This is a genomic window from Desulfothermus sp. (genome assembly GCF_053993635.1).
In genome coordinates this window covers 1-12,303 of the sequence record NZ_JBMYBT010000041.1, presented here as the reverse complement: position 1 = coordinate 12,303, position 12,303 = coordinate 1, and the positions used below count along the sequence as shown (strand labels likewise).

Here is a 12,303-nt window from a genome sequence, read left to right as displayed (position 1 = left end):
TTTTTGTTAATTCCATCTCAAATTTGGATTTTTGAACCCTTTTCCCAAAATCCTCCATTGTCTTAGCAACCTTTAAAAGACGTTTTTCATCTGAAATATCATAAATTATCAAATACCTCATGATAGTTGCCTTTTTATTTTATAAAATAGTTAATTTTATTTTACCAAAACCAAAGGAAGTTTGTTTTCCAACATGTGCTATTTCACAATATTTTAAAAGTGGATAAAATTCAGATAATTTTCCTTTATAAATAGCTCGTCCAACAAGACCTCCAATCTTCATTTTAGATCCCTGTCTAAAGCTAAAACGTGAGAGGTCTATCCATTGTTTTTCTTCAGATAATAATTCTATATTGTTTGCCCTATGTACTAAACCCTTGTAATCTAAATCTGGTTCTTCACCTAAAAAATGGAATTCTAAATTGGAAATTCTTCTTAGTGCTGCTCTAATCAAAATTCCAAAGTCAAATGAAGAAACAAGAGCGTTTTTAAACTTTACCCTGTATGGTGTAATAAAATCTACCTGAAGTTTACTCATCTCTACTTCTGAATCATGCAATTCAAGATAATTATCTGCTTCAATATTTGTTAAAACCTTTGTTTTAGATGTATAAATTTTATTTCCATCCTGTTTTACGCATTTTAAATCAAAACGACCCAGACCATCTTTTCTACCTTTACCTATCCCTCTTTCTCCCATATAAGTAACAGCATATACTATGTATGGAATCCACTTTACTGCACCCCCAAACAGGATTAATCTAAAAGAAAAATACTCTTCTGGCATGTATAGAGTCTTCTCCATATCAAATGAATCCAACACAAATGGGTGTGGCGTGGAAGGACTTCCCTTTGGCCTCTTTATTAGCTTTGACTCAAAAATATAAAAATAAATACAACTAGAAAATAAAATACAATCTTTACAATCCATTCTTTTTATTGGGCAACAAATCTGTCTTAGACTATTTCCCAATGCCCCTCTAAGTACATTACCTTTAAATGTAGGAAAGATTGCCTTTGTTTTAAATTCACAGATAAAATCCAACACACTATATTTTAACATAATCCTATACTCTTAAAGATGTTCTCCAAGTTCATCAATTACAAAAACCTCTTCTTCAAAATGGCCATAGCACCTTTTGTCCGTGCCTGTAAATGCATAAAATTCATAATCAGATTTGTCTTTGGGTTTCCCCTTAATTTGTTTAAAACGAAGTCTATTAAGCTTTTTCTCATTTCCTGCTAGAGCCAATGCTAAATCGTCAACCCTAATATTTATTTCCCTGATTTTATCTGAAGAAAGTATATTTATCTGTTTTTTGAATTTTTCTGAGAATTTGATTTTATTTGTAGGTTCTGGCCAAAGTTTCTTTTGATACAGACTATCTTTTGCCCTTAGCCAAGCAATTTTCCCCCACGTAGAAAAATCTACATCTTCTTCAAAGCGGGTTATAAATATCTCAGGTAACACTTTAGCATCATTACATGTAATTAATCTTAGTTCTAACTGCCTAAATAGTGTGATGTTTTGTTCAATTACACCTTGTGTATCTATTTTAACTGGAAGTTTTGGAATTTTTAGAAGTGAAGATCCTGATTCAAATATGTAAATTATCTCATCAGCATAAAACATACCAATTGCCTGTAAAAAACCCTGTACACTCTTAAATCCTCCAGTGAGATTAAATACTATATGAAAATTTTTCTCCTTATATCCTGGTAGCATCCTGTCAAAGGTATCAACTAATTCACTTAATGCAAGCTGGAATGCTTCTATATTGTCTGTTTGCAAATCCTTTTGTCTATATAGATGTACATTTGTTATATTATTTTTTTCTAACCATTCTTTTATCATTGTAGCTGTCTGTTCTCCTAAAAAAGTATCAGTACACAACAAAAAATGATAGTCTTCTTGTTTTAAAATTCCATTATAGTATTTGACTAATGCATTTAACTCTGCTGAATATCTCACAATATCTTTTGGAGAAAGCTTTAAAATTACATCCCTTACTTCACTAATTCGATTGAGTAACACTGTCCTATCCCTTTGATCTATCTCTTCTAAATATTTATAATTTGCATATTTTGAAATTAGACTTCTAACCTGATTATTTGCCCCACCAGTTAACAAACTAGTACCACATGGCGACACTATAAAATTTGGCATTGTAATACCTCCTTAAAAAAATTAGGCCTAGGATACGAAGATTACCTATATACCATCCATCTAATATAACACTTAATGTAATAGTTTTCTTTATCCTATTTGGCAACTCAAAATCAACATTGTATTTAGCTGGAGAAAAGAATCCAGAACTATGACACCAGAAGGATTAGTATTAAAGGAAACAGGATAATCGGATTTACTCACAATGGTAGCACAACCATAAAATAAAAATATAAAACTTAAAAACAATGAACATAACTTTTTCACAATATTTACCTCCTGTTTAAAATTGTTTATAATACCCGCACATTATCTGCAGACTGGGGGAGTGTAAAACAGAAAAACAGTTAATTGTTAAAAAACAATATTTGGAAAATATTGTTATATTAAGAGATAAACAATGGATTAAGAAGGGTTGTTTTGTTTAATTTGAATTAAGGGCATAGAATACATAAAATGTTCTAATTTGCCCCTTGCCGAGATTTGCTGTTTCTACAAAACTTTTCTTGACAAGAGAATAATTTTTTTACTATGTATCTCTCCATGTATAAAATGGTTTCAGACGCATCCTTCTCCTTTAACTGGCAATGGTTGTGGTTTTTAAGGAGAGGTGCGGTCTGGCCTAGGTAAAATATAGTTGAAAAAGAAAATAGGCAAAGGCCGCAGATGAAATTAAATCTGCGGCCTTTTTTTTAATCTAACATACTAAAAAATCAGGAGGTTAATCATGAACAGAAAGGTATCTTTTGAGAGTGTTTTGTGCTTTATTTTTGTAATTATCTGTATGAGTTTACCTATCCAGGTTAAGGCAAAGACTATTCGTCTCACCTATGCCAATTTCCCACCAGCTTCCACATTTCCCTGCGTGCAAATGGAAAGGTGGAAAAAAGAGATAGAAAAAAGGACACACAATAAGGTTCAGATCCTCACATTTCCAGGAGGCACATTACTCGGGGCAAAAAACATGTTCAGGGGCGTAATTCAAGGGCAAGCAGATATTGGATGCCTCTGCATGTCATATCAACCTGGGGTTTTCCCTTTAACAACAGTTATAGGTCTTCCTTTAGGTTTTAAAGACTCCAAAACAGCATCCTTGGTTTTGTGGGAAATTTATAATAAATACAAACCAAAAGAATTTTCAAAAGTAAAAGTAATAACACTTTTTACATCTGCTCCCTCTAATATTATGTCAAAAGTACCCATAAAGAAGTTATCAGACCTAAAAGGTCTTGAGCTCAGGGCATCTGGTACTGCATCTGAAATTTTAGAACTTCTTGGGGCAACTCCTGTATCTATGCCCATGTCTGAGACACCTGAAGCCATTCAAAAAGGAATTGTTAAAGGACTACTTTCATCTTTAGAGGTTTTAAAAGACCTTAATTTTGCCTCTTATTGTCCATATGAGACCATCACCAATTTTCAGGTATATCCATTTGCTGTGGTAATGAACAAAAAGAAATGGGAAAAGCTCCCTGCTGATGTAAAAAAAGCTATAGATGAAATTTCAAAAGAACATGCTGCATGGACTGGTGAATATATGGACAACCACGTAAAAGAGGCAATTCAATACGCAAAAGAAAAATATAATGCAAAGCTATTTTATTTCTCAAAACAAGATATGCAAAAAGCTAATAAGTTACTAAAAAAAGTTATACTTAAATGGAAAAAAATGGCTAATAAAGCAAATTTATCTGCAGATGAAATACTCAAAGACGTTTATAAATTTAAAAGTAAATATGAACATTAAAGCATTGTAAAGGCGTAGTTGCCATGTCCTTTAAAATTATAGATAAGTTAAATAAATATTTAAATATTGTTGCAGGATGTATGTTAATACTAATGATGTTACTTGCAACGTCAAATATTATATTTAGATTTTTTGGGCATCCCATAAAAGGCACCTTTGAAATCATGGGATTTTTAGGTGCTATTGTTTGTAGTCTGTCTCTCCTTGAAACTGAACAAAAAGGAGGACATATAACCATTGGACTTTTATATGAAAAACTACCTAACAAAATAAAACCATTTCTGGATTTTGTAACATTGATTTTATCTATCAGTTTTTTATCCCTTATTTGTTATAAGCTATTTCAACTGGGATTTTCAATAAAGGAGTATGGAGAGTTATCTGAAACTCTCCATATTCCTTATTATCCAGTTATATTTATTTGCGCATTTGGAGTATTATTTTTAATAATTTTTATGTTATTTAATTTTTTAAAAAAATAGGCATAACGTGTTTTAATGTATTTGTCTCATTAGCTAAAAATCATTCTATTGGAAGGGGTCCATGGATTTTACATCAATTGGGATTGCAGGAATTATAGTTTTATTAGTCACTATGTTCTTTTTGAGAATACCAGTTGGCTTTGCCATGGGTGTAGTTGGATTTTTAGGTTTTTGGATATGTATTAATTTTAATGCAGCCCTGGGCATGATAGGAGAAGAGACGTGGAAAGTGCTTTCTTCTTATGGGCTGACTGTTATCCCGCTTTTTATACTTATGGGGCAGATATGTTTTTATTCAGGAGTAAATAAAAGGATGTATAGATGGGCTAATGTCATCCTTGGTGAGATCAAAGGCGGGTTGGCCATGGCAACGATAATTGCCTGTGCTGGATTTTCTGCAATATGTGGATCAAATACAGCAACAGCTGCTACCATGGCCACTGTGGCCTTGCCTGAGATGAAAAAATATGGCTATGACCCGGCATTTAGTGCAGGAGTTGTGGCAACTGGCGCCACCCTGGGTGTGCTTATTCCCCCTAGTGTTGTGCTCATAATAATTGGTCTGCAGACAGGACAATCAATAAGGGACCTATTTTTAGGCTCAGTTATCCCTGGAATTTTGCTCACATTTGGATTTCTTCTTGGTATCCTAATAATCTGCCAGGTGATTCCATCCCTTGTCCCAGGCGGGAGTCCTACATCTTTAAAAGACAAGATCAAGGCATTATTTGGTTTCTGGGAAGTGTTTTTACTTTTTGCACTTGTGATAGGAGGATTATCATTTGGAATATTTACCCCTAGCGAGGCTGGAGCAGCTGGAACTTTTTTGGCATTAATGATTAGCCTTTTTAGAAAAAATCTTGGATTTAAAGAATTATTTAATGCTATTTATGATACTTTAAAAATTTCGTGTATGATTTATGTAATCATACTTGGTGCTGTGATATTTGGAAGGTTTTTAACTATTACAAGGATTCCCTATGATACTGCATCTTATGTAACATCCTTAAACCTACCAAGTTGGATTATTATGGGACTGGTTTTTTTGATATATTTAATTGGTGGCGCTATAATGGATGCACTAGCACTTCTTCTTATAACCATTCCTATATTTTTTCCAGTGGCAAAATCTCTAGGTTACGATCCAATATGGTTTGGTGTATGGATTACTCTTATTACCACTATGGGAGCTGTTACACCTCCTGTTGGAATAAATGTCTTTATTGTATCTGCCATGGATAAAGAATTAAATTTAGCCAAAGTTATTAAAGGAGTTATTATATTTTTACCTATTTTTATAATAGTAATATTTTTGTTACTTGCGTTTCCCAAATTGGTAACATGGCTACCCCATTTTATAACTTAGTTTATTGGAGAGCTATTGTTTTTTTATTGATAAGGATGTAAATAAAACAGGGAGTCTTTATTAAGGCTCCCTGTTTTTTAATAAAGCATATTACTTTTTATATCCCAAAGGAAGCTGGGTAAATCTTCCTCCATATATAATAGGATCTCCTTTATATCCAAGGGCCTTAAAATTAATATAATCAGTTTGTCCTATTAACTTTTGTACATCTCTTCCTTTCATATGCAAGTATTTAAAATCTATCCCTTTAAACGCTAATTTTTTAAATTCTACATTTCTATTATCTTGATGACACCTATTACAGGTTCTTTCTCCCTTCAGGCTTTCATGACATTGTACGCACGACAAAGCATACTCTTTAGGCATTACTTCATGTTCAATCCTCCAATACATCCTGGTTCCTACCCACATATATTTTCCACTATATTTTAATCCTGCCTTTTTCATCCCTTCTTTAAAACTCTTTTGCCAGTCAAAATTTTTCCAATATGCACTTTTGTCTTCTTTATTGTACGGGAATAAATGGGGAATAAGTAAATATCTATATTTGGCATCTGCTCCTTGAATTCCTTTCATGACCTTAAAAGGAGTTATTTTAGACATAGGGTCTTTTATTGATCCTATTGGTTCTACAATATTAGTAAAGACTAACTTCTGTTTTTCCTCATAACTAAGAGATTCTTTAGGACCAAATCCCCTGGCATCTGGATTTATTTTATCTCCTATAAACATCCTTTTAACATAACCATTAAACCATTTATAAACAGGTTTTGCTGACTCCTTCCAGCGAAAACTTCCTTTTTTAAAGTGATATGTTGGTTTACCATATTTACCTTTTTCTATCCCTCTTTTTTTGTCTCCAGCAGTAGACCAATCCCACCATACCTTGGTTGGTATACACTTGGCATAAATAGGAGAATGACATGTGTTGCAATCTATGGTTTTACAGTGCTTATTTAAATGATGGCTTAAAAGTTTATTGCGATAATGGGGAGTATTAGAATGGCAATCCTCACACGTAAAAACACCTTCTACCACAGGAGAAGACATGCTTCTTCCTGGAATCTTATGATTTTTAGTTTTATGACAATCAATACATTCAAATCCATATCCACCCATATGTACGTCACATGTCCTACTTGGCCAATATAGAGCAGAATTTAAATCTGCATGTTTTACTGCATCTCCACCACCACCACTAAAATGGCAATAACCACAATTTTTTCTTTTAGGATGTCCCACATTTTGAGCTACATAAGTTAAATCAACACGTTTGTCTGGCATTCCAGCCTTAGGAGGAGCTTTTTTGTAACTTCCAGTTTGGTCATGACATATTAAGCAATCCATTTTTGTCATATCTGAAAAATCAAAAGAAGAATCTTTCCATCCATACCCAACATGACAACTTGTGCAACGAGCCTCGTTGCTAATTGGGGATATTCAGTCATTATTTAAAACATCTGTTCCTTTCCCATGTTTTGTACACTTAAGATGATTTACTGTATAAGGAGAAGGTCCTCTCCACAACCAATGTGCAGATGTTAACATCTCCTGACCTGCATTTTTATGACAGCGTAAACACTCCTGTGTAACCTGAGTAGGTGTAGGATCTTTGGGTAGTTTCACAAGTTTCTTATGATCTGGCACATTTTTTAAATGACAACCTGTACACCCAATAGGACCTTTTTGCCTTTGCTTGTGACATCCTATACACCTTTGATGATATGCAGCTTTTAATCCTATTCTCCCCGCATGTTCTGGATTAAAGGCATCTTGATGACATGCCCTACATGGAAGTATTTTATTTGGTGAATCCTTTGGACTATAATGATGACATATAACACAATTTTCATTTAAAGTCTTTGCATGAGTTCCATGCATAAACCTTACTGGTCCATATATATCTTCATATGTATTTACAAAAGGACTTTGCAGTACCATATAAGTGGATTTTATGTCCTTTATTCCTATACCCAAATGTCTAAACCTCATTTGCCTTAATATTATATCTTCTTTAAATACATCTTTTACAAATTCATATTTCTTTTGAGCTAATTTTAAAGCTTTTATGTGATCTTTAGGTACCCATGTTGAAGGTCTTGGGTGATAATCTTTTCTTATTTTTGTAGTTGCATCAGGAGAGCTGTAAGAATTACTCACAACAAGACATAACATAGTTAGTAAGAATATAATTTTTTTCATTTTCTACCTCCTTCTTTTGGAGCAGAAATTACAGGACAAAATGTCACAAACACACGATATAAGAAAAATATAGCAGAAACAAATGAACAAGTTACCAATATTTCTCCTATGGAAGGATAATAAGTACATTTAGCAAAATGAGGATTAAAACCAACTATAAACACATTTATTCTATTTAAAAGGACTCCTAAAACAATAAGTAAACTCGCAATAAAAAGTAACCTTCTTGAATTTCTAACTTTATCAAAAAGTAACATAATCCATGGGACTATAGCTCCAAAAACTATTTCAATTAATAATGAATTACTTTGGCCTGTGCCATCAAACATATTCCAAAATTTTCCTCTATATATTAAATCTCCCAATTTAAGAGCAATATAAATGCCAAGCAAAATAATTACTATTCTAGATAACTTACTCAAAATATCCATTTCTGAAGATAATTTTAAAGATGAGGTGGCTATAGTTGTCTCTACAATTACCATTGGGTATCCCACAGCAAATGCTGAGGTTAAAAATAAAAGTGGAAGTATAGGAGTATACCATAAAGAAGATAATTTTGTTGGAGCTATTAACAATAATGTACCTAAACTAGACTGGTGCATACAAGATAAAACAACCCCTAGTACAATAAATATCCACATAAATTTATCTAATCCTTTATTCAAAGACTTTAAAATTGAAATTTTTTCACCATATCTTTCTGCAATTACAGGTAAGAATTCTATCCACAATACAGTTAAATATGTCATTACACACATACCTACTTCAAATAAAACAGATGTATGGTTTTGAAAAATAATAGGTTTCCATATTGCCCAGGAGCGTCCAATATCTACAAATACACCCAAAGCTACAAAGGTATATCCCAAGGCAGCTGTTAGTAAGGCTGGACGGGTAATAGGTTTGTAAAATTTTTTCCCCAGTATGTGAGCCAAAAAAGCAGTAGTAAATCCTCCTGCTGCAAGGGCAACCCCCGACGCTACATCAATTGCTATCCAGATACCCCAAGGATAACTATAACTTAAATTAGTTGTATAACCAAGTCCTTTGGTATATCTGAAAGCTAAGACTATAATTCCTGCTATCATAAATCCAGTTGCCACCAACATTCCAGGAGTCCAAAAAGGAGTATCCAGAAGTGGACGAGGTCTATTTTTCATTTCCCTCCTCCTTATGTTTATTTATTGCCATTATTCCACTTAATACACCAAATAATACAATAGGTGACCATAAATAAGTAAACAAAGTGGATTGAATTGTTTCAGTAAGTTTAGGAATAGGCCTTTTTGGTACAGAAGGAAAACCAAGTTCTTCCATTGGCTGGCCTGAAATGTACAACCAACAAGTGCCACCAACTTCTTTTTCTCCATAGATATGATCTATATACCTTCCAGGATCTTGTTTTATTCTATTTTTAGCTATTTGCAATAGGTCTTTTCTTCTGCCAAAAGTAATGGCCTCAGTAGGACAAACAGAAGCACAAGCAGGCTTTCCTCCTTTTTTAGAAATTCTTTCAAAACAAAAAGTGCATTTTCTAACCCGGGGAGTAATAGGATTAAAGTATTCATAAGCAGGAATTTCAAAAGGACATGCAACCATACAATATCTGCATCCAATACATTTTTTTACATCATAATAGACAGCACCATTTGGTTGTTTACTTAGTGCACCTGTAATACATGCAGAAGCACAAGCAGGATCCTGGCAATGCATACATTGTATTTTGACATAGGTAGGCAGTAGATTTCCTTCTTTATCTTGTTTTTTGCTGGAAAAAAATCTATTTACAACAGTAAAGGCCTTGTCACTTGGTCTTCTCTTTTCCTCAAATACAGTTTTATCTTCAAAATCCTTTTCTGGTTCAGGCAGATTATTTGCTTCATTACATGCTAATTCACATTTTCTACATCCAATACATCGTGTTACATCAACTAAACAAGCAAAAGGATTCTCTGGTGCCCTGGATTTCCAGGCCTGTGAATCTTTTGGAAGAAACATACTCGTGCCAGCCACCCCTATACTTGTCAGAAATTCCCTCCGACTTATGTGTTTCATAGATCTCACCTCCTTTTTTTCACATCCATTTTTGTAATACACCCATTCCCCACGCAAACATTATTGTTTGTTTAAATGTTAATACATCTAAACTCAGCCAGCTATCTATTTCAGAGATATAACAACGAATTAACTATCAAATAGCACCTTTTAAATCGTAATGTCTATAAAAAAATTGAATTAATCTCAGATTCAGTATTTTTTATTTTTATAATAGTTGTCTTACCTCAGATAAAATTAAAATTTTTATCAAAGTATCTTAACTAAGCGTAAATTGTGATACAGTGTTACGGGCATGAAAAGACTTTGGGATATATTTACAGACGCCCAGTTTAAATAATCCCCAAGACAGCACCCCCTAAAAAGTGATGTGCAAGCTATCCGCAAATCTAGTTGAGGAAATTAAAGGACCACTCAAAAGAAAGGTGTATGAGATATATGGAGCCTAATTTGGTTTAAGGTTAGTTTAAAAAAGGTAGCCGCTGCAAGATCCCAATTGGACAAGATTATGTAACTTCTTTAAAAGATTGAACTTGATTTCTACCTTTTTCCTTGGCCTTGTACAATGCGGTATCTGCATTCTTGATTATAGTTTCAGGCTTAAATGGGGTAAGTCCTTCCGAGCTTGCTACGCCCAAGCTCAAGGTTATAATTCGTGACGGCAAGGAATTCTTGTTCAAAATCTTCATTTTTTCGACATTTGACCGTATTCTCTCCGCAACATGTATTGCACCATCAATAGGTGTGTTGGGCAATATAACGACAAACTCTTCACCGCCATAGCGAGCACAAAAATCAGTAGGTCTTTTGAGAGATGCCTTTATCGCTTGAGCTACTTTTTGCAAACACATGTCTCCTTTGATATGACCATAAGTATCATTGTACATTTTAAAATTATCTATATCACACATTATAACGGATAAAGGTTCCTTATTTCTATAACTACGCTTGAATTCTTTTAATAAAGTTTGTGAAAAACTGCGACGATTCGGAATCCCTGTCAGAGTGTCAATTACAGCCTGCTTTTGTATTGTGTCATAGGCTTGATTTAATTTTTTTCTTGCAACGATGATGCCCACTATGCCTATAAGAGCTATAAAAATATGCCCAATCAATAGAGGTAAAAATGGGATGTTCATAGCAAAAGGCACCGTCACACTAATACCTCCTCGGATATCTCCTTCCTTGTATCCCTGTTTAGCATGACATTTCAAACAAGCCTTTTTAGTTATTAAAGGAGCCATATAAAAAAAATATATTTTTCCTCCTTTTTGGATAAACACTCCTTTTTCTTTTATACCTTGTTCAAATTCTTTTAAAAATTGTTTTTCTCTTGCACTCGGCTTATTTTGTGGACGAATAGGCTTGAGGCTGGTGATATGAAATTGTACGCCATTATATTTTTTGTCAATCTCAGAAATCTGCCGGGTCATATACGCAGGGTTTATCTTTGTCAGGGTCAAATTGGCATTTACCCGAATATCCCTCATTGGTACATGGAGATATGGGTTTGGTAATGTTTTTTTAGTAATCGGAACATACACACCGCCGTGACGCGCATTCCAGAGGCGAGTTATCTCAATGAGGTCAAAAAAACTTCTTGCTGTCTGAAAGGCAATATTTCTTTGCTCATTTTTTGCATTTATGTAATTCCACAAAAAGGATGCTGTAATCAATAGCAACCATAACAAAATAATAAAGATAAAGAGCTTTTTAGTTTTCATTTTATTTTTATCCGATTCCCAGGCTCACTTACCGACATGGAGCAATCCCAAAGGGCACAGCAAAATGGCGGCAAGTGATCCTATTGTTAGCTTTTATTTTTCTGTTTTGGGCAATAAGTTTAAAATGGATTTCAATAGATTTTTAAGTTCTTCCGTACTCAAAATATTGGGGATAAAAATAAGGGAGTCTTTCAAATCATAGACTCCCTTTTCAAAATTCACTACTATCCTACGTTCCTCTATTGCTTTTCTACTCTCAGCTGCACTTTTACCTTGTTTTTGCCATTTGGGCATTCCCATTCCATCACAGGAAAAGAGCCTCCAAATTGCAGAATATTGATTATTCCAAATAGATTATGATAAAAAAAACCACAAAAATCTCCACATTTATGGATACTTAGTTCATACTCTTCCCCTTCTTTCATGCCTATACTGCACTGTCCCTGCATCCCAATGACCTTAGCAATAACCTTATTACCAAGTTTTGGATAGTTTACTGCCATTTCTAACACCTCCTTTTTAATTTTAGAATTTTAACCCCAGCCTAAATGCAATTT

The 12,303-nt window shown here is 33.8% G+C and carries 13 protein-coding genes; 3 read left to right on the top strand and 10 right to left on the bottom strand.

Annotated features, from left to right (window positions below; translation table 11 throughout):
• The 4 genes from cas2 to ACY2V1_RS02850 form a co-directional block, all read right to left on the bottom strand.
• A partial coding sequence (cas2, locus tag ACY2V1_RS02865) for a CRISPR-associated endonuclease Cas2 (RefSeq protein ID WP_461833291.1) occupies window positions 1–121 on the bottom strand: 121 nt, incomplete at its 3' end.
• Between the two features lie 18 nt (window positions 122–139).
• Complete coding sequence (gene cas6 / locus ACY2V1_RS02860) at window positions 140–1,063, bottom strand: CRISPR system precrRNA processing endoribonuclease RAMP protein Cas6 (protein WP_461833290.1); 924 nt, start codon at window positions 1,061–1,063, stop codon at window positions 140–142.
• A gap of 12 nt (window positions 1,064–1,075) precedes the next feature.
• Complete coding sequence (locus ACY2V1_RS02855; RefSeq protein ID WP_461833289.1) at window positions 1,076–2,167, bottom strand: putative CRISPR-associated protein; 1,092 nt, start codon at window positions 2,165–2,167, stop codon at window positions 1,076–1,078.
• Between the two features lie 90 nt (window positions 2,168–2,257).
• Window positions 2,258–2,434, bottom strand: a complete 177-nt coding sequence (locus ACY2V1_RS02850) for a hypothetical protein (RefSeq protein WP_461833288.1) — start codon at window positions 2,432–2,434, stop codon at window positions 2,258–2,260.
• A gap of 460 nt (window positions 2,435–2,894) precedes the next feature.
• On the opposite strand from ACY2V1_RS02850, the gene ACY2V1_RS02845 reads away from it, so the two are divergent.
• From ACY2V1_RS02845 to ACY2V1_RS02835, 3 genes are all read left to right on the top strand, one after another.
• Window positions 2,895–3,914, top strand: coding sequence for a TRAP transporter substrate-binding protein (locus ACY2V1_RS02845; protein ID WP_461833287.1), 1,020 nt, complete (start codon window positions 2,895–2,897; stop codon window positions 3,912–3,914).
• Window positions 3,915–3,937: 23 nt separating this feature from the next.
• Entirely contained in the window at window positions 3,938–4,396 is a 459-nt protein-coding gene (locus ACY2V1_RS02840; RefSeq protein ID WP_461833286.1) for a TRAP transporter small permease, read from the top strand.
• A gap of 61 nt (window positions 4,397–4,457) precedes the next feature.
• Window positions 4,458–5,762: a TRAP transporter large permease gene (locus tag ACY2V1_RS02835; RefSeq protein WP_461833285.1), complete on the top strand. Its 1,305-nt coding sequence runs from the start codon at window positions 4,458–4,460 to the stop codon at window positions 5,760–5,762.
• A gap of 90 nt (window positions 5,763–5,852) precedes the next feature.
• Here the strand turns inward: ACY2V1_RS02835 and ACY2V1_RS11045 are convergent, their stop codons facing one another.
• The 6 genes from ACY2V1_RS11045 to ACY2V1_RS02810 all read right to left on the bottom strand — a co-directional run bounded on the left by ACY2V1_RS11045 (window position 5,853) and on the right by ACY2V1_RS02810 (window position 12,249).
• Window positions 5,853–7,193, bottom strand: a complete 1,341-nt coding sequence (locus ACY2V1_RS11045; RefSeq protein WP_498040222.1) for a tetrathionate reductase family octaheme c-type cytochrome — start codon at window positions 7,191–7,193, stop codon at window positions 5,853–5,855.
• A 9-nt stretch (window positions 7,194–7,202) separates the two neighbouring features.
• On the bottom strand, window positions 7,203–7,964 hold the full coding sequence (locus ACY2V1_RS11040; protein ID WP_498040221.1) for a cytochrome c3 family protein: 762 nt from the start codon (window positions 7,962–7,964) through the stop codon (window positions 7,203–7,205).
• Window positions 7,961–9,127 (bottom strand): NrfD/PsrC family molybdoenzyme membrane anchor subunit, encoded by a 1,167-nt coding sequence (nrfD, locus tag ACY2V1_RS02825; protein ID WP_461833283.1) that lies wholly within the window; start codon window positions 9,125–9,127, stop codon window positions 7,961–7,963. The genes ACY2V1_RS11040 and nrfD overlap by 4 nt, the downstream gene beginning before the upstream one ends.
• Entirely contained in the window at window positions 9,117–10,022 is a 906-nt protein-coding gene (locus ACY2V1_RS02820; protein ID WP_461833282.1) for a 4Fe-4S dicluster domain-containing protein, read from the bottom strand. The genes nrfD and ACY2V1_RS02820 overlap by 11 nt, the downstream gene beginning before the upstream one ends.
• Window positions 10,023–10,528: 506 nt before the next feature.
• Window positions 10,529–11,746, bottom strand: a complete 1,218-nt coding sequence (locus ACY2V1_RS02815; protein WP_461833281.1) for a diguanylate cyclase — start codon at window positions 11,744–11,746, stop codon at window positions 10,529–10,531.
• A 239-nt stretch (window positions 11,747–11,985) separates the two neighbouring features.
• Window positions 11,986–12,249, bottom strand: coding sequence for a TIGR04076 family protein (locus ACY2V1_RS02810; protein ID WP_461833280.1), 264 nt, complete (start codon window positions 12,247–12,249; stop codon window positions 11,986–11,988).
• Window positions 12,250–12,303 lie beyond the last annotated feature (54 nt).

Bases quoted from the DNA above. Each gene is read 5' to 3' on its own strand.
- cas6 (WP_461833290.1), bottom strand. From the start codon at position 1,063: ATGTTAAAATATAGTGTGTTGGATTTTATCTGTGAATTTAAAACAAAG.
- ACY2V1_RS02855 (WP_461833289.1), bottom strand. From the start codon at position 2,167: ATGCCAAATTTTATAGTGTCGCCATGTGGTACTAGTTTGTTAACTGGT.
- ACY2V1_RS02845 (WP_461833287.1), top strand. From the start codon at position 2,895: ATGAACAGAAAGGTATCTTTTGAGAGTGTTTTGTGCTTTATTTTTGTA.
- ACY2V1_RS02840 (WP_461833286.1), top strand. From the start codon at position 3,938: ATGTCCTTTAAAATTATAGATAAGTTAAATAAATATTTAAATATTGTT.
- ACY2V1_RS02835 (WP_461833285.1), top strand. From the start codon at position 4,458: ATGGATTTTACATCAATTGGGATTGCAGGAATTATAGTTTTATTAGTC.
- ACY2V1_RS11040 (WP_498040221.1), bottom strand. From the start codon at position 7,964: ATGAAAAAAATTATATTCTTACTAACTATGTTATGTCTTGTTGTGAGT.
- nrfD (WP_461833283.1), bottom strand. From the start codon at position 9,127: ATGAAAAATAGACCTCGTCCACTTCTGGATACTCCTTTTTGGACTCCT.
- ACY2V1_RS02820 (WP_461833282.1), bottom strand. From the start codon at position 10,022: ATGAAACACATAAGTCGGAGGGAATTTCTGACAAGTATAGGGGTGGCT.
- ACY2V1_RS02815 (WP_461833281.1), bottom strand. From the start codon at position 11,746: ATGAAAACTAAAAAGCTCTTTATCTTTATTATTTTGTTATGGTTGCTA.
- ACY2V1_RS02810 (WP_461833280.1), bottom strand. From the start codon at position 12,249: ATGGCAGTAAACTATCCAAAACTTGGTAATAAGGTTATTGCTAAGGTC.